This is a genomic window from Pseudomonas sp. LABIM340 (assembly GCF_040017195.2).
In the GTDB taxonomy this organism is placed as follows: domain Bacteria; phylum Pseudomonadota; class Gammaproteobacteria; order Pseudomonadales; family Pseudomonadaceae; genus Pseudomonas.
Genome location: NZ_CM200227.1, coordinates 25,050 through 46,965, shown reverse-complemented (window position 1 = coordinate 46,965; position 21,916 = coordinate 25,050). Strand labels below are relative to the sequence as shown.

The 21,916-nt window shown below is 67.2% G+C and carries 20 protein-coding genes; 9 read left to right on the top strand and 11 right to left on the bottom strand.

The window, feature by feature from the left end; translation table 11 throughout:
* Positions 1-12: 12 nt before the first annotated feature.
* Together ABKS89_RS00205 and ABKS89_RS00200 are read left to right on the top strand one after the other, a co-directional pair.
* Positions 13-951: a choline ABC transporter substrate-binding protein gene (locus tag ABKS89_RS00205; protein ID WP_348588755.1), complete on the top strand. Its 939-nt coding sequence runs from the start codon at positions 13-15 to the stop codon at positions 949-951.
* Positions 952-958: 7 nt separating this feature from the next.
* Entirely contained in the window at positions 959-2,518 is a 1,560-nt protein-coding gene (locus ABKS89_RS00200; protein ID WP_348588756.1) for a SulP family inorganic anion transporter, read from the top strand.
* Positions 2,519-2,761: 243 nt separating this feature from the next.
* On the opposite strand, the gene aroE is transcribed toward ABKS89_RS00200, so the two are convergent.
* On the bottom strand, positions 2,762-3,583 hold the full coding sequence (aroE, locus tag ABKS89_RS00195) for a shikimate dehydrogenase (protein WP_348588757.1): 822 nt from the start codon (positions 3,581-3,583) through the stop codon (positions 2,762-2,764).
* A gap of 137 nt (positions 3,584-3,720) precedes the next feature.
* Entirely contained in the window at positions 3,721-4,635 is a 915-nt protein-coding gene (gene hemF / locus ABKS89_RS00190) for an oxygen-dependent coproporphyrinogen oxidase (protein ID WP_081518953.1), read from the bottom strand.
* A gap of 182 nt (positions 4,636-4,817) precedes the next feature.
* Here hemF and ABKS89_RS00185 point away from each other — a divergent pair, with 182 nt between their 5' ends.
* Positions 4,818-5,795 carry an NADPH:quinone reductase gene (locus ABKS89_RS00185; RefSeq protein ID WP_138213425.1) on the top strand — a complete coding sequence of 326 codons (978 nt, stop codon included), beginning with the start codon at positions 4,818-4,820 and terminating at the stop codon, positions 5,793-5,795.
* Between the two features lie 64 nt (positions 5,796-5,859).
* Here ABKS89_RS00185 and tsaC read toward each other — a convergent pair whose 3' ends face one another.
* From tsaC to ABKS89_RS00170, 3 genes are all read right to left on the bottom strand, one after another.
* A complete protein-coding gene (gene tsaC, locus ABKS89_RS00180) occupies positions 5,860-6,417 on the bottom strand; it encodes an L-threonylcarbamoyladenylate synthase type 1 TsaC (protein WP_045213663.1) in 558 nt (185 codons plus the stop codon).
* A 41-nt stretch (positions 6,418-6,458) separates the two neighbouring features.
* Positions 6,459-7,559, bottom strand: coding sequence for a DNA-processing protein DprA (gene dprA, locus ABKS89_RS00175; protein WP_348588758.1), 1,101 nt, complete (start codon positions 7,557-7,559; stop codon positions 6,459-6,461).
* Positions 7,560-7,690: 131 nt separating this feature from the next.
* Entirely contained in the window at positions 7,691-8,716 is a 1,026-nt protein-coding gene (locus tag ABKS89_RS00170; protein ID WP_138213427.1) for a LysM peptidoglycan-binding domain-containing protein, read from the bottom strand.
* A gap of 137 nt (positions 8,717-8,853) precedes the next feature.
* Here ABKS89_RS00170 and def point away from each other — a divergent pair, with 137 nt between their 5' ends.
* The 6 genes from def (at position 8,854) to ABKS89_RS00140 (ending at position 15,019) form a co-directional block, all read left to right on the top strand.
* The gene (gene def, locus ABKS89_RS00165) at positions 8,854-9,360 is read left to right on the top strand and encodes a peptide deformylase (RefSeq protein WP_045213670.1); all 507 of its coding nucleotides are present in this window, start codon (positions 8,854-8,856) and stop codon (positions 9,358-9,360) included.
* A 54-nt stretch (positions 9,361-9,414) separates the two neighbouring features.
* The gene (fmt, locus tag ABKS89_RS00160) at positions 9,415-10,359 is read left to right on the top strand and encodes a methionyl-tRNA formyltransferase (RefSeq protein ID WP_348588759.1); all 945 of its coding nucleotides are present in this window, start codon (positions 9,415-9,417) and stop codon (positions 10,357-10,359) included.
* Positions 10,356-11,666 (top strand): 16S rRNA (cytosine(967)-C(5))-methyltransferase RsmB, encoded by a 1,311-nt coding sequence (rsmB, locus tag ABKS89_RS00155; protein ID WP_138213429.1) that lies wholly within the window; start codon positions 10,356-10,358, stop codon positions 11,664-11,666. Before fmt ends, rsmB begins: the two co-directional genes overlap by 4 nt.
* A gap of 45 nt (positions 11,667-11,711) precedes the next feature.
* Positions 11,712-13,085 (top strand): Trk system potassium transporter TrkA, encoded by a 1,374-nt coding sequence (gene trkA / locus ABKS89_RS00150; protein ID WP_348588760.1) that lies wholly within the window; start codon positions 11,712-11,714, stop codon positions 13,083-13,085.
* Positions 13,086-13,212: 127 nt separating this feature from the next.
* Positions 13,213-14,664: a TrkH family potassium uptake protein gene (locus ABKS89_RS00145; protein ID WP_348588761.1), complete on the top strand. Its 1,452-nt coding sequence runs from the start codon at positions 13,213-13,215 to the stop codon at positions 14,662-14,664.
* A gap of 37 nt (positions 14,665-14,701) precedes the next feature.
* Positions 14,702-15,019, top strand: coding sequence for a tetratricopeptide repeat protein (locus tag ABKS89_RS00140; protein ID WP_348588762.1), 318 nt, complete (start codon positions 14,702-14,704; stop codon positions 15,017-15,019).
* A gap of 283 nt (positions 15,020-15,302) precedes the next feature.
* Here ABKS89_RS00140 and ABKS89_RS00135 read toward each other — a convergent pair whose 3' ends face one another.
* The 6 genes from ABKS89_RS00135 to doeA form a co-directional block, all read right to left on the bottom strand.
* Positions 15,303-16,682, bottom strand: coding sequence for an aspartate aminotransferase family protein (locus ABKS89_RS00135; protein WP_348588763.1), 1,380 nt, complete (start codon positions 16,680-16,682; stop codon positions 15,303-15,305).
* Between the two features lie 16 nt (positions 16,683-16,698).
* Positions 16,699-18,156: an NAD-dependent succinate-semialdehyde dehydrogenase gene (locus tag ABKS89_RS00130; RefSeq protein ID WP_348588764.1), complete on the bottom strand. Its 1,458-nt coding sequence runs from the start codon at positions 18,154-18,156 to the stop codon at positions 16,699-16,701.
* A 134-nt stretch (positions 18,157-18,290) separates the two neighbouring features.
* A complete protein-coding gene (locus ABKS89_RS00125; RefSeq protein ID WP_054907568.1) occupies positions 18,291-18,938 on the bottom strand; it encodes a 7-cyano-7-deazaguanine/7-aminomethyl-7-deazaguanine transporter in 648 nt (215 codons plus the stop codon).
* A gap of 235 nt (positions 18,939-19,173) precedes the next feature.
* Entirely contained in the window at positions 19,174-19,662 is a 489-nt protein-coding gene (locus ABKS89_RS00120; protein WP_348588765.1) for an Lrp/AsnC family transcriptional regulator, read from the bottom strand.
* Positions 19,663-19,680: 18 nt separating this feature from the next.
* Positions 19,681-20,697, bottom strand: a complete 1,017-nt coding sequence (gene doeB, locus ABKS89_RS00115) for a N(2)-acetyl-L-2,4-diaminobutanoate deacetylase DoeB (protein ID WP_348588766.1) — start codon at positions 20,695-20,697, stop codon at positions 19,681-19,683.
* 4 nt (positions 20,698-20,701) lie between these two features.
* The gene (gene doeA / locus ABKS89_RS00110) at positions 20,702-21,892 is read right to left on the bottom strand and encodes an ectoine hydrolase DoeA (protein WP_348588767.1); all 1,191 of its coding nucleotides are present in this window, start codon (positions 21,890-21,892) and stop codon (positions 20,702-20,704) included.
* Positions 21,893-21,916 lie beyond the last annotated feature (24 nt).

The following is a 21,916-nucleotide window of genomic DNA, read 5'->3' as shown; positions in this document are numbered from 1 at the left end:
GGGGAAGGGAGCATGACCAAGCGCACCGTACGACAAGCATCCGCACTATTGCTGGCCAGCGCACTGGCGCTGGGCGGCCCGCTGGCCCGGGCCGAAGATGAAGCCTGCAGTACGGTGAAGCTGGCCGATCCGGGCTGGACCGACATCGCCGTCACCAATGGCATCGCCGCTTTCCTCCTCGAGGGCCTGGGCTACAAGGTGAAGATCGACACCCTGTCGGTGCCCATCACCTACGGCGGCCTGCGCGACGGCCAGGTGGACGCCTTCCTCGGCAACTGGATGCCGGCGCAGCAGGGCTTCCACGACCAGTTCATCGCCAGCAAGCAGGTCACCCAGCTGGCGAAGAACCTGCAGGGCACCGAGTTCACCCTGGCCGTACCGACCTACGTGTGGAACGCCGGGGTAAAAACCTTCGACGACCTCGACAAGCACGCCGACCAGTTCAACAAGAAGGTCTACGGCATCGGTTCCGGCGCGCCGGCCAACCAGTCGATCCAGAAGATGATCACAGGCGACGAGTTCGGCCTGGGCGACTGGAAGCTGGTGGAATCCAGCGAGCAGGCGATGCTCGCCGAGGTCGGCCGCGCGGTGAAGCGCGAGCGCTGGGTGGTGTTCCTCGGCTGGACGCCGCACCCGATGAACGTGAAGTACGACATGAAGTACCTCACCGGCGGCGAGAAGTATTTCGGCAGCACCGGCAGCGTGTTCACCGTGACCCGCAACGGCTACACCGAGCAGTGCCCGAACAGCGGCAAGCTGCTGGCCAACCTGTCCTTCGACCTGAAGATGGAGAACGCCATCATGGCCGAGGTTCTGGAGAAGAACGTGAAGAACCCCGACGCCGTGAAAGCCTGGATCAAGGCCAACCCGCAGAGCCTCGACACCTGGCTGCAAGGCGTGAAGACCCGCGACGGCGGGGACGCGCTGGCCGCCGTGAAGGCCAAGCTGTAGGCCGTCGATGGAGCGCCTGATCCGCCTGCTGCCGTTCCTCGTCTGGTTGCCCCAGGTCAGCGCTCGCGACCTGCGCCGTGACCTGGGTGTGGGCCTTTCCGGCGCGGTGCTCGCCCTGCCGCAGTCCATGGCCTACGCACTGATCGCCGGACTGCCAGCAGAATACGGGCTCTACGCGGCGATGCTGCCGGTGCTGATCGCCTGCCTGTGGGGTTCGTCGAAACACATGGTCGGCGGACCGACGGCGGCGATCTCGGTGGTGCTGTTCACCGCCATCGCCCCGCTGGCGCCGCCGGGCAGCGCGCAGTTCATCCAGTACGCGCTGCTGCTGACCTTCCTCGCCGGCTTGTTCCAGTGGTTACTGGGCATGCTGCGCTTCGGCGTGCTGGTTAACTTCGTTTCGCACTCGGTGCTGCTCGGCTTCACCTGCGGCGCCGCGCTGGTGATCGTGATCGGCCAGTTGCCGTACCTGCTCGGCATCAGTGCAGCGGGGCAGGGCACGGCGCTGACCAGCGCCGCCGCGCTCTGGTGGAAGCTGCCGCAGTTCCACGGGCCATCGCTGCTGGTGGGCCTGTTCAGCCTGGTACTGAGCCTGATCGTCAAACGCCTGTGGCGGCGCGGGCCGGCGCTGCTGGTCGGCCTGTTCGGCGCCAGTGCGCTGGTCTGGGCGATGCCGACGACTTTCTCCGACGTTGCCAAGGTGGCCGCCTTCCGCAGCGCGCTGCCGCCGCTCAGCGCGTTGTCGTTCGACCTGACAGCCATCGCCCAGTTGCTCCCCGCCGCCGTGGCCTGCGGCATGCTCGGGCTGGTCACCAGCCTGTCGATTGCCCGCGCCCTGGCCGCGCGCTCGCACCAGCCGCTGGACGCCAACCAGGAAGTGCGCGCGCAGGGGCTGTCCAACCTGATCGGACCCTGGCTGTCGGGCACGCTGTCCGCCGGCTCCTTCACCCGCTCCGGGCTGAACCAGGAAGCGGGCGCACGCACGCCGCTGGCCGGGGTTTTCTCGGCAATGTGGGTCGCACTTCTCGCCGTGGCTGGCGCCGGCCTGATCACCCATATCCCGCTACCGGCGATGGCCGCCGGCATCCTGCTGATCTGCTGGAGCCTGGTGGATCGCCCGGCGCTGCGCGCGCTGTGGAAAGGCAGCCGCGCGGAATCCCTGGTGATGCTGCTGACCCTCGCCGCCACCCTGCTGCTGCCGCTGCAGAACGCCATCTACGCGGGCGTGCTGGCCTCGCTGTTCTTCTACCTCAAGCGCACCTCGCAGCCGCGCGTGCAGCAGTGGGAGAAGGAGGACGAGGAAGTGCTGCGCATCGAAGGCTCGATCTTCTTCGGCGCCTGCGACTACCTGCAGAAGCTGATGCAGCACAGCCGCGGCGAACGCCTGGTGCTGGACGCCCACCACGTGAACTTCATCGACTTCGCCGGCGCGCAGATGCTCCAGCAGGAAGCCCGCCGCCTCGCCGGCGAAGGCCGCAGCCTGGTGCTGCGCAACGCCCGGCCACGGGTGCGCGCGGAGCTGGAAAAGCAGATGGGGAAGGGCGGGGTGCTGCTGGTCGAGGAGTAGGTGTGCGCTTTTGCTTCACACCTTTGGGGTTGGGGTGCCCCGTTACAGGAGCGACCGTCCTTCACCGGATGATTCCGTGCTTGCGCTGTTCCCCTCACCCCAGCCCTCTCCCTCAGGGAGAGGGCGCTGATCGTGCCGGCTGACGCCATGACTTGATCCTGCACCGAACGGTCCCCTCTCCCCTTGGGAGAGGGTTAGGGTGAGGGGCGATCCGAGCGCAGGAGTATCCGGTAGGAGCGCTGATCAGCCCTTGAGCTGACGGCGCAATTCGTCCAGCACCGGCGCCGAATCCGGGCGCACGCCGCGCCACAGCAGGAAGGCTTCCGCCGCCTGCTCGACCAGCATGCCCAGCCCGTCGATGCAGCGCGCCGCGCCATGTTCGGCGGCCCAGCGGTTGAAGGCCGTCACGTCCTTGCCGTACATCATGTCGTAGCAGACGGTATGCCCCGGCTGGATCAGCGAAGGATCGATGGGCGGCAGCTCGCCGGCCAGGGAGGCCGAGGTGCCGTTGACGATCAGGTCGAAGGGCTCGGCGTGCAGGTCGAAACCGCCACCGCTCACCGGGCCCAGGTCCTTGAAGGCTTCCGCCAGTTGCTCGGCCTTGGCCGCCGTGCGGTTGGCGATGACGATGCAGGCCGGCTGCTGGCCGAGGAAGGGTTCTAGGATTCCGCGCACAGCACCACCGGCTCCCAGCACCAGGATGCGCGCACCACGCAGGACGACGCCGTGGTTCACCGTGAGGTCGCGGGTCAGCCCGGCGCCGTCGGTGTTGTCGCCCAGCAGCCCGCCGCCGTCGAGTTTCTTCAGGGTGTTCACCGCGCCAGCCCGGCGCGCGCGCTCGCTCAGCTCAGTGGCCAGGCGGTAGGCGTCTTCCTTGAACGGCACGGTGACGTTGCCACCCAGGCCATCGGCGAAGAACTCGCGGGCGCTCCCGGCGAAGTCGTCCAGCGGCGCCAGTCGCGTGTCATAGCTCAGCGCCTGGCCGGTCTGTTCGGCGAACAGACGGTGGATCTGCGGCGACTTGCTGTGGCCGATGGGGTTGCCGAAGACGCAGTAGCGGTCCATTCAGAATCCTGGAACGTAAATATTGGAGGAAAGGGCTTGGGATTGCCGGGTTACCACCAGCGTACCCACCCTGTAGGAGCGGGCCATGCCCGCGAACGCGCCCACGGGGCGCTCCTGCAGGTTCGCGTGAATTCGACTCAGGCCTGCGCCAGCCAGTCCCGATCGGTGAGGAAGTACTCGGTCAGGCGCGCTTCCTCGCTGCCGGGCTCCGGCTTCCAGTCGTAGCCCCAGCGCACCTGCGGCGGCAGCGACATGAGGATCGACTCGGTGCGCCCGCCCGACTGCAGGCCGAACAGGGTGCCGCGGTCGTAGACCAGGTTGAACTCGACGTAGCGGCCGCGGCGGAAGGCCTGGAACTCGCGCTGCTGCTCGGTGTACGGGGTGTCCTTGCGCTTGCGCACGATGGGCAGGTAGGCGTCGATGTAGGCATCGCCGATGGCGCGCAGGAAGGCGAAGCTGGTGTCGAAGTCCCACTGGTTCAGGTCGTCGAAGAACAGGCCGCCGACACCGCGCGGTTCGTTGCGGTGCTTGATGTGGAAGTAGCGGTCGCACCATTCCTTGTAGCGCGGGTAGACGTCCTCGCCGAAGGGCGCGCAGGCATCGCGGGCGACCTGGTGCCAGAGCACGCAGTCTTCCTCATGGGCGTAGTAGGGCGTCAGGTCGAAGCCGCCACCGAACCACCAGACCGCTTCCTCGCCTTCCTTCTCGGCGATGAAGAAGCGCACGTTGGCGTGGGAGGTCGGCACGTGGGGGTTGGTCGGGTGGATTACCAGCGACACGCCCAGCGCCTGGAAGCCGCGCCCGGCCAGTTCCGGACGGTGCGCGCTGGCACTTGGCGGCAGGCCGGCGCCGAACACGTGGGAGAAGTTCACACCGCCTTTCTCGATCAGCGCGCCATCACCGATCACCCGCGTCCGACCGCCGCCGCCCGCCGGGCGCTGCCAGGCGTCCTCGACGAAACGAGCGCTGCCGTCCTCGGCTTCGAGTGCGGCGCAGATGCGGTCTTGCAGGTCGAGCAGGTAGGCCTTCACGGCCTCGATGCGGTCGGTCACGAGAATCACCTTGGAGCGGGAAAGCCACGCGTGGCGCGGGCCGGAGCGGGGTTCAGGTATGAAAACGGGCGCCAGCATACCATCGCCGACGGCAAAGCTGGTCTTGACGCCCGTCATGTGTGCGGCTTGGATGAAAGTCTTTTCCCCGGCGAGGCAGAGCCTCGCGCCCTCAGGAGAGCGACATGGCCAAGCGTGTTCAATTCGCCAAGACCGGCGGCCCGGAAGTCCTCGAGATCGTCGACTACACCCCGGCCGAGCCCGGCCCGAACGAGGTGCGGGTGCGCAACCGCGCCATCGGCCTGAACTTCATCGACACCTACTACCGCAGCGGCCTGTATCCCGCGCCGAGCATGCCATCTGGCGTCGGCACCGAAGGCGCCGGCGAGGTGGAAGCGGTGGGCAGCGCGGTGACCAGCGTGAAGGTCGGCGACCGCGTCGGTTACGCCACCGGCCCGCTGGGCGCCTACAGCGAGCAGCACACGCTGCCGGCGGCCAGTGTGGTGAAGCTGCCGGATGCGATCACCTTCGAGCAGGCCGCCGCCGTCATGCTCAAGGGCCTGACCGTGCAGTACCTGCTGCGCCAGACGTACAACGTGCAGCCGGGTCAGACCATCCTCTGGCACGCGGCGGCCGGCGGTGTCGGGCTGATCGCCTGCCAGTGGGCGAAGGCCATCGGCGCGCACCTGATCGGCACCGTGAGTTCGGCGGCCAAGGCGGAGCTGGCGAAATCCCACGGTGCCTGGGAAACCATCGACTACAGCCACGAGAACGTGGTCGAACGCGTGCTCGCACTCACCGACGGCAAGAAGTGCCCGGTGGTCTACGACTCGGTGGGCAAGGACACCTGGCTGACCTCGCTGGACTGCACCGCCCAGCGCGGCCTGGTGGTTAGCTTCGGCAACGCCTCCGGCCCGGTGGACGGGGTGAACCTGGGCATCCTTTCGCAGAAGGGCTCGCTCTACGTCACCCGTCCGACGCTGTTCGGCTATGCCAGCACGCCGGAGCGTCTGCAGGCGATGGCCGATGATCTGTTCGGCATGATCACCAGCGGCAAGGTGAAGGTGGAGATCAACCAGCGCTTTGCCCTGGCCGACGCCGCCAAGGCACAGACCGAGCTGGCGGCGCGGCGCACCACCGGCTCGACCATCCTGCTGCCGTAACGGTACTTATCCCTTTAGGAGCGGGCCATGCCCGCGATCGCGTCCACGGGACGCTCCTGAAGGGTCAGGAGGGTCTGACGGTCTCGCCGGTGCGCAGATCGCGGATCAGGCTCGGATTACGGCGCCCGCCCAGGGCGCCACCGAGCACGCCATCCAGCTCGCCACGGAAATACTGCTCGACGCGCAGGCGGCTGCGCGCGGCCGGGCGGCCGGCGGGGTTGGCGGAGGTGGAGATCAGCGGGCCGGTGAAGCGGCACAGCTCGCGCACCAGCGGGTGGTCGGTGACGCGAAGGGCCACGGTCTCGTGCTCGCCGGTCACCCACTCGGGCAGACGGCCCTGGTGCGGCACCAGCCAGGTATTCGGGCCGGGCCAGCTGGCGGCAAGCTTGTCCTGCCAGGCTTCGGGCAGGTCTTCGAGGAGGAAGTCGAACTGGCGGATGTCGCCGGCCACCACGATCATGCCCTTTTCCACCGGGCGAGCCTTGATTGCCAGCAGGCGGTACACGGCGTCGGCGCTCCACGGGTCGCAGCCCAGGCCCCAGACGGCTTCGGTCGGGTAAGCGATCACACCGCCGTCGCGCACGACCTGGGCCATACGCTGGGTTCGCCAGTTGCTGTACATCGTGATTTCCTCGGATCTGCGATGCGCGGCAGTTTACGTGCTCAGGGGGCGCGATGCACCCAGACGCCGGCCTCGCAGGCCACCCGCCCGTCCAGCTCCAGTTCGGTGAGTTCCGCCAGCAATTGCGGCAGCTCAAGGCCACTGCGCAACGCCAGTTGCTCGCTGCTTTGCGGCGCGGCGCGCAGCAGGTCGACCAGAGGGTGAGACGGCAATACGGGCGCGACCTCCACCGTCGGTGCGCCGTGCGTCCACCCCTGCAGGCCTTCGAGGATATGCTCGACCGTCTCCACCAGCATCGCTCCCTGGCGGATCAGCTCGTGGCAGCCGCGCGCGCCGGGGTGATGGATGGAGCCGGGAATCGCATAGACCTCACGGCCCTGCTCGGCGGCCAGTCGCGCCGTGATCAGTGACCCGCTCGACGGGCTGGCCTCCACCACCAGCGTGCCCAGGGAGAGGCCGCTGATGATCCGGTTGCGCCTTGGGAAATTCGAGGCCTGGGGCGCACAGGTCAGCGGCAGCTCGGAGATCACCGCGCCTCCCTGCTCGACGATGCGTTTCGCCAAGCCGAGATGACGACGCGGGTAGAGATGCTCCAGACCTGTGCCCAGCACGGCGACAGTCTTGCCGCCAGCTTCCAGCGCCCCCTCATGGGCCGCGCCATCGATGCCCAGCGCCAGACCGCTGGTGATCACGAAGCCACCGCCGGCCAGGCTGCGGGCGAAGGCCCGTGCGGTATCCAGCCCCGGCTTGCTGGCCCGGCGGCTTCCGACCATCGCCAGTTGCGGGCGCTCCAGCAGGCTCGGATCGCCCGCCAGGAACAGCAGTGGTGGCGCATCATCCAGCTCGGCCAGCAGAGCGGGGTAACCGGGGGCGTCCCACATGACCAGATGATGCTCCGGCGCCTCCAGCCAGCGCAGCGCCTGAGCCGCCTGTTCACGGATGGACGCATCGCGGCGCGGCTCCGCGCAGGCGGCAGGCAACCCCAGGGAGCGCCAGGCAGGCGCCGGCGCGCTCAAGGCAGCGGATGCCGAGCCGAAGGCCCCCAGCAGGCGGCGGAATCGACGGGGACCCAGTTCGGGCAGACCGTGCAGGCGCAGCCGCGCTTCGAGTTCGGACGGGGAGAGAGTCGGGTCAACGGGCATGGCGCAGTCCTTGGCGTGGGGAAGACACCCGGACTATGCCGCGCTGGCTGACGCCCCCGCTGTCGGACCCTTCCGGATCGCGCCCACAAAAAACCCCGCCGGAGCGGGGTTTTCTTCAACTCACACGTCGATCAGGGATTGAGGACGCGGTCGTTGACTTCCAGCGAACGGGTGGCGGTCAGCACCAGGCCGTAGCTCAGGCGGTTGTAGGTGCGGAAGATCATCACTAGGCCCGAGCGCTCGTCCGGGATCTTCACCATGTCATCGGTGACGCGGTCGCGCACGGTTTCGCCCAGCTTGTAGATCGCCAGCACGTTGCCTTCGGCCAGGCCATCGCGGGCGCCCTTGTCGATGGTCACCACATCGTATTTGCCGATCTGGGTCACGCCGCGCGGCACGTCGATGATGGTGCCCTTGATCGGGGTGCTCGGCTCGCTGGGCATGAAGGTCGAAGTGATCGCACGCTCCTCGGTGGGGAACAGGCGGTCGCCCGAACGGACTTCCTGGGTCGAGCGGGTCAGGTTCAGGGTAGCGATATCGCGTTCCTTCGCCGTGACATTGGCACTGCCGACATCCATGGCGTCGACGCCCAGCACTTCATTGGTTTCCGGGTCGGTGTAGACCTTGGCCTGACGGAAGATGCCGTAGCTGCCCTCTTCGGACAGCGAGTTGCCGCGAGCGTAGGCGCGGTCGCCGGCACCGCTGATCACGCTTTCGGCGTCACCCGCAACCACATAGGGGGCGTTGGCGAATTCGTCAGAGCTGTCGACGATGCGGTTGGACAGCAGGAAGGCGTTGATCTTGTCCAGCGGGATGGTCGGGATCGCCTCGGCGATCGGGGTGCTGCGTACCCGCGGCGACAGCTTGATGGTCCCGCGCGATTCGCCGCGGTTGAGCATCAGGCGTGGCTGGCCGTCGATGTAAGTGAGGCTCAGCACGTCACCCGGATAGATCAGGTGCGGGTTCTGAATCTGCGGATTCACCTGCCAGATTTCCGGCCACTTCCACGGCTTGCTGAGGAACTTGCCGGAGATGTCCCAGAGGGTGTCGCCCTTCACTACGGTATAGCGATCCGGATGGCCTTCCTTGAGCTGCACGGCAGCCTGCGCCACCCCGCCTGCGGCGAGCAGCAGCAGGGCGAGTAGTGTTTTCCTCATGCGGTGAATCCCTTTATTATGTGTACACATGAAACGCCTGGAAGCCGCCCCTACCGCGCTTTCCAGCGTTTTTCGATGCTGCTCAGCATATTAGCAGCCGATTTTGACTTTATTCCACAAGTGCATCACAAACGTATATGGCCATTCTGAACATTCTCGAATTCCCCGATCCGCGCCTGCGGACCATCGCCAAGCCCGTCACGGTCTTCGATGACGCCCTGCGCACACTGATCGACGACATGTTCGAGACCATGTACGAGGCACCGGGCATTGGCCTGGCCGCCACGCAGATCAACGTGCACAAGCGCGTCGTGGTGATGGACCTGTCCGAGGACAAGTCCGAACCCCGGGTCTACATCAACCCGGAGTTCGAATTCCTCACCGAGGAAATGGACCAGTACCAGGAAGGTTGCCTGTCGGTGCCCGGCTTCTATGAAAATGTAGACCGTCCGCAGAAGGTGCGGATCAAGGCCCAGGACCGCGACGGCAATCCGTTCGAGGAAGAGGCCGAGGGCCTGCTCGCGGTGTGCATCCAGCACGAATGCGATCACCTCAACGGCAAGCTGTTCGTCGACTACCTGTCCAACCTCAAGCGCGACCGCATCCGCAAGAAGCTGGAAAAGCAGCACCGGCAACAGGCGTGACCCCATCCCCCAAAGGCTTGCCCCGGCAAGCCTTTTGTTTTTTGTGAGCCCCCAATGAGCCAAGCACTGCGCATCGTCTTCGCCGGCACCCCGGAATTCGCCGCCGAACACCTCAAGGCCCTGCTCGATACTCCCCATGAGATCGTCGCCGTCTACACCCAGCCGGATCGCCCGGCCGGCCGCGGCCAGAAGCTGATGCCCAGCCCGGTCAAGCAGCTCGCCCTGGAGAACGGCCTGCCGGTGCTGCAGCCGCCGACCCTGCGCGATCCTGCTGCCCAGGCCGAATTGGCCGCGCTCAAGCCGGACCTGATCGTGGTGGTGGCCTACGGGCTGATCCTGCCGCAGGTGGTGCTGGACATCCCCCGCCTGGGCTGCATCAACAGCCACGCCTCCCTGCTGCCGCGTTGGCGCGGCGCCGCGCCGATCCAGCGCGCGGTGGAAGCCGGCGACGCCGAGAGCGGCGTGACCGTGATGCAGATGGAAGCGGGCCTGGACACCGGGCCGATGCTGCTCAAGGTCAGCACGCCGATATCCGCCGACGACACTGGTGGCAGCCTGCATGACCGGCTCGCCGAGCTCGGCCCGAAAGCCGTGGTCGAGGCCATCGCGGGCCTCGCAGCCGGCACGCTCAAGGGCGAGGTGCAGGACGACGCCCTGGCCACTTACGCGCACAAGCTGAACAAGGAAGAGGCGCGCATCGACTGGTCGCGCCCAGCCGACGAACTGGAGCGCCGCATCCGCGCCTTCACGCCCTGGCCGGTTTGCCACACCACCCTCGGCGAAGCCGCGCTGAAAGTACTCGGCGCCAAGCCGGCAGAGGGCAAGGGCGAGCCCGGCAAGATACTCGACGCCAGCCGCGACGGCCTGCTGGTCGCCTGCGGTGAAGGCGCGCTGCTGCTGACCCGCCTGCAACTGCCCGGCGGTAAACCGCTGGCCTTCGCCGACCTGTTCAACAGCCGTCGCGAGCAGTTCGCGCCAGGACAGGTGCTGGGCGCATGAGTACCAATCCCCGTCTGGCAGCCGCCCGCGCGCTGGCAGCCGTGCTCGCCGGCCGCGCCTCGCTGGGCAGCTCGCTGCCGACCCAGCTGGAAAACGTCGAGCCGCGCGACCGTGGTCTGGTGCAGGAGCTGGCTTTCGGCAGCGCCCGCTGGCAGCCGCGCCTGTCCACCCTCGCCGCACGCCTGCTGCAGAAGCCGTTCAAGGCCGGCGACCGTGACGTCGAGGCCCTGCTGCTGGTCGGTCTGTACCAGTTGCTCTACACCCGCATTCCCCCGCACGCGGCCATCGGCGAGACCGTCGGTTGCGCGGACAAGCTGAAGAAGCCGTGGGCCAAGGGCCTGCTCAACGCTGTGCTGCGCCGTGCCCAGCGCGAGAGTGAAACCCTGCTGGCCGAGGTCGACAAGGACCCGGCCGCGCGCCTGGCGCACCCGCGCTGGCTGCAGAAGGCACTGAAGAAATCCTGGCCGGAGCAGTTCGAAGCGATCTGCGCCGCCAACAACGCGCACCCGCCGATGACCCTGCGGGTGAACCGCCGCCATGGCAGCCGCGATGCCTATCTGGAGGAGCTGAACCGCGTCGGCTTCGAAGCGACTGCCTGCGAGTTCAGCCGCGACGGCATCAATCTTGTGCAGCCGTGCGACGTTCGCGAGCTGCCGGGCTTCTCCGAAGGCCGCGTCAGCGTGCAGGACGAGGCCGCGCAACTGGCCGCCGACCTGCTGGAGCTGGCGCCGAACCAGCGCGTGCTGGACGCCTGTTGCGCCCCCGGCGGCAAGACCTGCCACCTGATGGAAGCCGAGCCGGCGCTGGCCGGCGTGGTTGCCGTGGACCTGGAAGAAAGCCGCCTGGTGCGCGTACGCGAGAACCTCGCCCGCTTGCAGCTTTCGGCCGAACTGTTCGCCGCCGATGCCCGCGATACCGCCAAGTGGTGGGACGGCAAGGCCTTCCAACGCATCCTGCTGGACGCGCCGTGCTCCGCCACCGGTGTGATCCGCCGTCACCCGGACATCAAGCTGACCCGCACCGCCGAGGACATCGAGGCGCTGGCGCAGCTACAGGGCGAACTGCTCGACGCACTGTGGGCGACCCTGGAAGTCGGCGGGGTGCTGGTCTACGCGACCTGCTCGGTGATGCCGCAGGAGAACAGCGAGCAGATCGCGGCATTCCTCGGTCGCACCGCCGGCGCCCGTGAGCTGGACCTGCCCGGTCCGTGGGGCGTCAAGCAGCCCCATGGTCGCCAGCTGCTGCCGCAGGACGGCGGGCATGACGGCTTCTACTATGCCAAGCTCATCAAGATTTCGGCCAAGTAACAGGCGCCGACTCCCTACGGATCGAAACGGAAAGCACGCCGCTCCATGAAGATCATCATCCTCGGTGCCGGCCAGGTCGGCGGCACTCTGGCCGAGCACCTCGCCAGCGAAGCCAACGACATCACGGTCGTCGATACCGACGGCGAACGCCTGCGCGACCTCAACGACCGCCTGGACATCCGCACCGTCCACGGCAAGGCCTCGTTCCCCACCGTGCTGCGCCAGGCCGGCGCCGACGATGCCGACATGCTGGTGGCGGTGACCAACAGTGACGAGGTGAACATGGTGGCCTGCCAGGTCGCCTACACCCTGTTCAACACCCCCACGCGCATCGCCCGCGTGCGCGAGGCGGCGTACCTGACCCGCGCCGGCCTGTTCGACAACGAGGCGATCCCGGTCGATGTGCTGATCAGCCCCGAGCAGGTGGTGACCAACTACATCAGGCGCCTGGTGGAATACCCCGGCGCCCTGCAGGTGATCGACTTCGCCGAGGGCAAGGCGCAGCTGGTGGGCATCCGCGCCTACTACGGCGGCCCACTGGTGGGGCAGGAGCTGCGCCAGCTGCGCGAGCACATGCCCAATGCCGACACCCGCGTGGCGGCGATCTACCGGCGCAACCGGCCGATCATTCCCCAGGGCGACACGGTGATCGAGGCCGACGACGAGGTCTTCTTCATTGCCGCCAAGGCCCACATCCGTGCCGTGATGGGCGAGATGCGCCGGCTCGAGGACAGCTACAAGCGGATCATCATCGCCGGCGGCGGCAACATCGGCGAGCGCCTGGCCGAGGCCATCGAGAGCCGCTACCAGGTGAAGATCATCGAGATGAACCCGGCCCGCTGCCGGCACCTGTCCGACAGCCTGGACAGCTCCATCGTGCTGCAGGGCAGCGCCTCGGACCGCGACCTGCTGCTGGAAGAGAACATCGGCGACACCGACCTGTTCCTCGCCCTGACCAACGACGACGAGGCCAACATCATGTCCTCGCTGCTGGCCAAGCGCCTGGGCGCGCGCAAGGTGATGACGCTGATCAACAACCCCGCCTACGTCGACCTGGTGCAGGGCGGCGAGATCGACATCGCCATCAGCCCGCAGCTGGCCACCATCGGCACCCTGCTGACCCACGTGCGCCGCGGCGATATCGAAAGCGTGCACTCCCTGCGCCGCGGCGCCGCCGAAGCCATCGAGGTGGTCGCCCATGGCGACGCCAAGTCGAGCAAGGTGATCGGCCGCAAGATCAACGAGGTGCAGTTGCCGCCGGGCACTACGATCGGCGCGGTGATCCGCGACGACGACGTGCTGATCGCCCACGGCGAGACGCAGATCGAGTCCGGCGACCACGTGATCCTCTTCGTGGTCGACAAGAAGCGCATCCGCGACGTCGAACGGCTGTTCCAGGCCGGCCTGACCTTCTTCTGATCCTGCGGCGGGCCACCGTCTGGTGGCCCGCCAGATCAATCCGAGGCGGTTTCAGACAGGTCCTACTGCGCCAGCCCGCTTCCCTTGTCACCCTGCGCGGCCTGTTCCAGCTTGCCTGCTTCCGGTCATGCGCTACTCCTCCATCGGTCGAATCCTCGGCGTGCTGCTGATGCTGTTCAGCGCCACGCACCTGCCGCCACTGCTCGTGGACCTTCATTACGCCGAGCGCTCGTGGCAGCCCTTCGCGCTGTCGTTCCTGGTCACGCTGCTGACCGGCTTCGCCATCTGGTGGCCGTGCCGCCGGCACAAGCAGGACCTGCGCATCCGCGACGGCTACCTGGTGACGGCGCTGTTCTGGATCGTCCTGGGATCGTTCGGCGCCTTGCCCTTCGCTCTGTCGGACGCGCCGCACATGGGTGTGGTGGATTCGCTGTTCGAGTCCTTCTCCGGCCTCAGCACCACCGGCGCCACCGTGCTCACCGGCCTCGATACGCTGCCCCACGCGATCCTCTACTACCGCCAGCAACTGCAATGGCTGGGCGGCATGGGCATCGTGGTGCTGGCCGTGGCAGTGATGCCGATGCTCGGCATCGGCGGCATGCAGCTGTACCGCGCGGAGATGCCCGGCCCGCTGAAAGACCACAAGCTTTCGCCGCGCATCGCCGATACCGCCAAGACCCTGTGGTTCCTCTACTGCGGCCTGACCCTGGCCTGCGCGCTGGCCTACTGGGCGGCCGGCATGAACCTGTTCGACGCGGTCGGCCACAGCTTCTCGACCATTGCCATCGGTGGCTTTTCCACCCATGACGCGAGCATCGGCTACTTCGACAGCCCGCTGATCGAGCTGATCTGCATGACCTTCCTGGTGATTTCCGGGATCAACTTCAGCCTGCACTTCCTCGCCTGGCGCCGACGCAGCCTGCGGCACTACCTGAAGGACACCGAGTGCCGGGCGTACCTGGGCATCCTCCTGGTGCTGTTCCTGATCACTGCGGCGACGCTGATCCTCAAGCACCACTACGACACGCCGCTGCAATCGGTCCGTTACGCCGCGTTCATGGTGGTCTCGGTGGCCACCACCACCGGCTTCGGCCTCGCCGACTTCAGCAGCTGGCCGACCCTGCTGCCCTATCTGCTGCTGTACAGCACCTTCATCGGCGCCTGCGCCGGCTCCACCGGCGGCGGCATGAAAGTGATGCGCATGCTGCTGGTATACCGCCAGGGCATGCGCGAATTCCTGCGTCTGCTGCATCCCAACGGGGTGTTCCTGGTAAAACTCGGGCGACGCACCGTACCCGATCGTGTGGTGGAGTCGGTGTGGGCGTTCTTCTCGATCTACCTGCTGACCTTCGTGACCCTGATGCTGGTGCTGCTGGCGCTGGGTGTGGATCAGCTCACCGCGTTCTCCACCCTCGCGTCCTGCCTGAACAACCTGGGCCCGGCGCTGGGCGAGGCTGCGGTGCACTATGGCAGCCTGCCGGCCAGCGCCAAGCTGGTGCTGAGCCTGGCGATGGTGCTGGGGCGACTGGAGGTGTTCTCCCTGCTGATCCTGCTGACGCCCGCGTTCTGGCGCACTTGAATCAGGCACAATGACGGCCTGCTGACGGAGGCTCGCCATGATCGACTCGCTGGAAAAGATGCTCGCCAAGGGCGTGGACAACTCGCTGCTGCGCTTCGGCCTGGGCAAGGGCTACCTGGACGCCGGCGACGCCGCCAGGGCTGCCGAGCACCTGCGCCGCTGCGTGGAGCAGGACCCGAAGTACTCCGCCGCCTGGAAACTGCTGGGCAAGGCGCTGCAGGCCCAGGGCGACCTGGATGGCGCCCGTACCGCCTGGACTGACGGCCTGGCCGCCGCACAAGCCCATGGCGACAAGCAGGCGGAGAAGGAAATGACGGTGTTCCTGCGCAAGCTGGACAAGACAAAGGGCGCGTAGGAGCAACTGTCTTCTTTCTGGCAAGTCTGTGCCGACGTTTCCCCCTCACCCCAACCCTCTCCCGGAGGGAGAGGGGGCAGATTGTGCCGGCTGACGCTGTAGTTTCATCCTGCACCGAACGGTCCCCTCTCCCTCTGAGCGGGGCGCGCAGCCAGGGTTAGGGTGAGGGCAGATCCGAGCGCAGAAGCTCAGGGTAGGAGCGGACTTCGTCCGCGATCGACTCCCGGCCGCTCCGAGCTGGCCGGTGGCACATCGCGGATGAATCCGCTCCTACGAGGAGGCTTCACAGCACCTCGGCGGCCACCGCATCCACCGCCGCCTTGGCGATACCGACGATCTCGTCCGCTTCGGCGCGGGTCAGCACCAGCGGCGGGGCGAAGCCGAGGATGTCGCCGTGGGGCATGGCGCGGGCGATCATGCCGCGTTCCAGGCAGGCCGCCGAAACCTTCGGACCGACTTTCAGGGACGGGTCGAAAGGCGTGCGCGCCTCGCGGTCGGCCATGAATTCCAGCGCCGCCAGCATGCCGTCGCCGCGCACCTCGCCCACCAGCGGGTGGCCCTCGAAGGTCTGGCGCAGCTGCTGGTTGAGGTAGCCGCCGACTTCCGCTGCATTGGCGGTGATGTTCTCCCGCTCGAGGATGTTCAGGTTGGCCAGCGCCGCCGCCGCGCAGATCGGGTGGCCGGAATAGGTCCAGCCGTGACCCATGGCGCCTTCGCGGCTCGATGCGCTGTCGATCACGTCCCACACCTTCTCACCGACTATCACCGCCGACAGCGGCGCGTAGGCGCTGGTCAGGCCCTTGGCGGTGGTGATCAGGTCCGGGCGCATGCCGTAGCGCTGGCTGCCCATCTTGTCGCCGACGCGGCCGAAGGCGCAGACCACCTCATCGGCGATCAGCAGCACATCGTATTTCGCCAGCACCGCCTGGATCGCCTCCCAGTAGCCCTTGGGCGGGACGATGATGCCGCCGGTGCCCATCACCGGTTCGCCGATGAAGGCCGCCACGGTGTCCGGGCCTTCGGCGAGGATCAGGTTCTCCAGCTCCTCGGCGCAGTGGCGCACGAAGCTGGCCTCGTCCATGCCGGCCGGGGCCTTGTAGAAGTGCGGGCAGAGGGTGTGTTTGACGCCCTCCACCGGCAGGTCGAAGTGCTGGTGGAAGCTCGCAAGCCCCGTGAGGCTGCCGGTGACGATGCCCGAGCCGTGGTAGCCGCGCTGGCGCGAGATGATTTTTTTCTTCTGCGGCCGGCCCAGCACGTTGTTGTAGTAGCGCACCAGCTTGACCTGGGTTTCGTTGGCGTCGGAGCCGGAGAGGCCGTAGTAGACCTTCTTCATGCCCGCCGGCGCCCAGTCGCGGATGATCCGCGCGGACAGCTCGATGATCGCCTCGGAGGAGTGGCCCACGTAGGTGTGGTAGTAGGCCAGCTGCGTGGCTTGCGCATGGATCGCGTCGGCGACTTCGGTGCGGCCGTAGCCGATGTTCACGCAGTACAGACCGGCGAAGGCGTCGAGCAGTTCGCGGCCCTGGTGGTCGCGGATGCGCACGCCGGAAGCGCCGGTGATGATGCGCCCCGGCAGCGCGCCGCTGGCGTGGTCGTGGGCGTGGGTCGAGGGGTGCATGAAGTGCGCGCGGTCGTCTTCGAACAGTTGGGCGTAGTCGGTCATGGCGATGGTCTCCCGGTCAGATGGCGCCGTGGTGCAGGGCGAAGTACTTGGTTTCGACGAAGGGCTCGAAGCCCTCGCTGCCGCCTTCGCGGCCCAGGCCAGAAGCCTTCATGCCGCCGAAGGGAATGGGGTGGCCGGTGAACCTGGCGCCGTTGACCGCCACCATGGCGAACTCCAGGCGCCGCATCAGCGGCCAGATGTGATCCAGGCGTTGTCCACAAAGGTAGGCGGCCAGGCCGTATTCGGTGTCGTTGGCCTGTCGGACGGCTTCGTCCAGGTCGTCGTACGCGCTGACGCCGGCGATGGGGGCGAAGTTTTCCTCGCGCCAGATGCGCATCGGCGGCGTGACATCGGCCAGCACGGTCGGCTGATGGAACCAGCCGCCCAATGCATGGGGCTCGCCGCCGGCGAGCAGGCGCGCGCCCTGGGCGATGGCATCCTGCACGCGCTCGCAGGTGACGTCGAAGGCGCCCTGGTGCATCAGCGGGCCGATCTGGCTGCGCGAGTCGCTGGCCGGGCCGACGCGCAGGTCACGCACGGCGCGGGCGAAGCGCTGCAGGAAGGGTTCGTAGAGGTCGCGGGCGACCAGTATGCGGTTGGCTGCGCAGCAGTCCTGCCCGGAGGTCTGGAACTTGGCGTCGAGGGCGAACTGCACCGCCTGCTCCAGATCGGCGTCGGGCAGCACGATGAAGGGCGCGTTGCCGCCCAGTTCCAGGGCGACTTTCTTCACGTCGTGGGCGGCGGCCTGCAACACGAGTTTCCCCACCCGGGTCGAGCCGGTGAAGCTCACGGCGCGCACGCGGCTGTCGCCGACCAGGGTTTCCATGGCCATCTGCGGCTCGCCGAGCACCACGTTGAACACCCCGGCGGGGAAGCCGGCTTCTTCCGCCAGCTGCGCCAGGGCGAAGGCGGAGTAGGGCGTCTCGTGAGCCGGTTTGACCACCACACTGCAACCGGCCGCCAGGGCAGCGGCGGCCTTTCGGGTGATCATCGCCGAGGGGAAGTTCCACGGCGTCAGCAGGGCAGCGACGCCGACCGGCTCGACCACCGTGCCCAGGTGTGCGTTGGGGATGTGGCTGGGAATGTTGCGGCCGTTCAACCGCCGCGCTTCCTCGGCGAACCAGGGGATGAAGCTGGCGGCGTAGTCGATCTCGCCGAGGGCTTCGGCCAGCGGCTTGCCCTGTTCCAGGCTGAGAATCTGCGCGAGGTCTTCGCGGTGCTGGCGAATCAGCTCGGCCCAGCGCCGCAGCAGCGCACCACGCTCATCCAGCGTGCGGGCTCGCCAGGCGGGGAAGGCGGCAGCGGCGGCGCCCACCGCGGCGACGATCTGCTCGCGGTCGAGCAGCGGCACATGGCCGATGGCTTCGCGGGTAGCGGGGTTGTCGACGGCGATGCTGGTGCCGCTGGCGCTGTGCAGCCAGTGGCCGTTCACATAGCAGAGCGACTTGAACAGCAGGGGATGGGCAAAGGACATGGCGGCGGCTCCCGGACGGTTGGCATGGAGACCATGCTAGGGGCCGGAGGCGCGCGGTTTTTTCCTAAGCTGGGGATGGCGGCGGCAAATCTTTTCGCAGTTCTGCCGCCGCTGTTGGGCTTTTTCGGGTGGCGTCAGGCCGTTGCGGCACGACGCAGATTGCGGGTGATGGCGCTGAGCAGCATGCCGTAGAGCGGCACGAAGAGCATCAGCATGACCGCCAGCTTCACACCGTAGTCGACCCAGGCGATCTCCACCCAGTGCTCGGCCATGAAGGCGTTGTCGCTGTGCCAGAAGGCGATGGAGAAGAAGGTGAAGGTGTCCAGCAGGTTGCCGAACAGGGTCGAGACCACCGGGGCGATCCACCACTGGCGCATGCGGCGCAGGCGGTCGAAGACCTGGATGTCGAGGATCTGGCCGAACACGTAGGCGAGGAAGCTGGCCAGGGAAATCCGCGCGACGAATGTGTTGAATTCGCCCAGGGAAGCGAAGCCTCTGAAGGCGCCTTCCTGGAAGATCACCGAGATCACGTAGGACGCCAGCAGCGCCGGGATCATCACCCGCGCGATGACCAGACGCGCTGGACGCTTGCCGAGCAGGCGGACGGTGAGGTCGGTGGCCAGGAAGATGAACGGGAAGCTGAACGCGCCCCAGGTGGTGTGCCAGCCAAAGAGGGTCATTGGCAGCTGCACCAGGTAGTTGCTGGCGATGATGATCAGGATGTGGAACGCGACCAGGCCGGCGAGTGCGCCGCGCCTTGCCGCCGGAAGGGATGCCGACATGCTTTGGGCCTTTTTCGTCAATGGGGTGAGGGAACCCATGCCCGGCACCATGCCGAGCGGCGCGCATTGTATACGATCCGGACCTGGAAGTCAGGATTTGTTGGGCGAATTTTGTTCAACCTCTGACGGGCGTTTATGTAGGAGCGTCGTAGGGCGCATAACGCGTCAGCGTTATCCGCCGCATGAGTTTCCTCCGGATGGATAACGGCGGATAACCTGTTCCAGGTTATTCGCCCTACGAAAGGCTCTGCTCCTGCGCCTCGGCGGGAATCGCCGCATCCAGCGTCTTGATCACCTTGGTGACGATGTAGGTGAAGTAGCGCTCGATGCCCACGTCCTCCAGCAGCAGCTGGTCGATGAAGCGCTGATAATGGTCGATGTCACGGGCCTGGATCATCGCGATGTAGTCCACACCGCCGCCAGTGGCATAGCAGAAGCCCACCTCCGGCGCCTGATGCAGGCGCTGCTCGAAGCGCTTCATATCCTGCGCGGTGTGCCGCGCCAGGGTGATTTCCACCAGCACCTGCTGCTGTTTGAACAATGCCGGCCAATCGATCTGTGCGCGGTAGCCCTTGATCAGCCCGGCCTCCTCCAGCTTGCGCACGCGCTCCCAGGCCGGGCTGACCGAGAGGTTGATCGCCTCGGCCAGGCTCGACTTGGTGATGCGCCCGTCGCCGGCGAGGATGCGCAGGATCTTCAGGTCATAACGGTCGAGCTTGATCATGCTTGCCTCCCGGACGGCTCAGTCGAGCACCTCGGCGACCACCGCGAGGGTGTCGCCGCTCTGCACCAGTCCAGGGAAGTGCCGCGCGGCAAGGATGCCGCTGCGCTTGGCGCGGTACTCCACGGGTGCCGCGCCAGTGCGCAACACGTCGTGCACCCGCGCCAGCACTTCGCCACGCTCGACCTTCTCGCCCAGGTCGCGACACATCTCCAGCAGCCCGCCGTGCTGGCTGGCGACGAAGCAGTCGCCGTCGGGCATGTCGAGCATCACCGACTGCGCCGGTTCCACGTCGCCGCGCAGGATGCCGGCCTGCACCAGCACGTTGCGCACGCCGCGCCGGGCGATGGCCACCGTGCGCGCGCTGCTGCTGCCGCCGCCCCCCAGTTCGGTGGTGACGAACAGCTTGCCCTGCTCCTCGGCGGCGCTGTCGTACATGCCCACCGCATCCAGCTCCAGCATGCGCATGGAGAAGGGCGCGGCAAAGGCACGCATCAGCGCCTCGCTCGCCTCCTGCTGGGCCTTGTCCGGCAGCACGTGGCAGGCGGCAAAGGGCAGGAAGTCGAGGGTACGGCCGCCGGAATGGATATCCAGCACCACGTCCGCCAGCGGCAGCAGGGTGCGCTGGAAGTAGTCGGCGATCTTCTGCGTCACCGTGCCGTCCGGGCGGCCGGGGAAGCTGCGGTTGAGGTTGCCGGCGTCGATCGGCGAGGTGCGCTTGCCGGCGAGGAACGCCGGGGTGTTCATGAACGGCACGATGATCACCCGGCCGCTCACATCCTCGGCACGCAGCTCCTGGGCCAGGCGGCTGAGCGCCACCGGGCCTTCGTACTCGTCGCCATGGTTGCCGCCGGTGAGCAGCGCGGTGGGGCCGTCGCCGTTCTTCACCACGCAGATGGGGATCATCACCGCGCCCCAGGCCGAATCGTCACGCGAGTACGGCAGCTTGAGATGGCCGTGCTGCACGCCGTCGCGCTGGAAATCGACGCTGGCGGCGATGGGGTTCTCGCGCAGCGGCTTGTCGAGTGCATGGGTCATCGTCTCACTCCTTCACGAACAGCTGGCGTGGGTAGTCGCAGAAGGTCTCCACGCCGCGCTCGGTGATGAGGATGCTTTCGGTGATCTCCAGGCCCCAGTCGTCCATCCACAGGCCGGGCATGAAGTGGAAGGTCATGCCCGGTTCGAGCACGCTGTTGTCGCTCGGGCGCAGGCTCATGGTGCGTTCGCCCCAGTCCGGCGGGTAACTGATACCGATGGGGTAGCCGCAGCGGCTGTCCTTGTGGATGCCGAATTTCTCCAGCACGTCGAAGAAGGCGCGGGCAATATCCCCCGTGGTATTGCCGGGCTTGGCCGCGTCCAGGCCGGCGGCGATGCCTTCGACCACGGCCTTTTCCGCGTCGAGGAAGTGCCTGGGCGGTTTGCCGAGGAACACTGTGCGCGACAGCGGGCAGTGGTAGCGCTTGTAGCAGCCGGCGATCTCGAAGAAGGTACCGGCGCCGCGTTCGAAGGGCGTGTCGTCCCAGGTCAGGTGTGGTGCGCTGGCGTCGGCGCCGGTGGGCAGCAGCGGGACGATGGCCGGGTAGTCGCCGCCATGGCCGTCGGCGCCGAGGATGCCGGTGCTGTAGATCTCGGCCACCAGCTCGTTCTTGCGCATGCCCGGTTCGATGCGCTCGACGATGTGCGCGTGCATCTTCTCGACGATGCGCGCGGCGACGCGCATGTACTCGATTTCGCGCGGCGATTTCACCGCGCGCTGCCAGTTCACCAGCGCGGTGGCGTCGACGAACTTCGCGCTCTGCAGGTTGGCCTGCAGGGAGCGGAAAGCGGCGGCGCTGAAGTAGTAGTTGTCCATCTCCACGCCGACGGCCTTGCCTGCCCAGCCGCGCGCGGCGATGACCTCGCGGGACAGGTAGTCCATCGGATGGCGCTCGGTGGACTGCACGTAGTGGTCGGGGTAGCCGACGATATTGTCGGCCTGCATGAACACCGTGCGCCGCGCGCCGTTGGCGTCCTGGCCACGGCCGAACCAGACCGGCTCGCCCTCCAGCGCCAGCAGCACGCACTGGTGCACGTAGAAGGACCAGCCGTCGTAGCCGGTGAGCCAGGCCATGTTCGACGGATCGGTGACCAGCAACAGCTCGATGCCGCGCTGTTGCATGCTGGCGCGGACCTTGGCGATCCGCTGGGCATATTCCTCCCGGCTGAAGGGGAGGTTGACGACGATTTCGGACATGCGGAAATCCTCTTGGGGGAACCT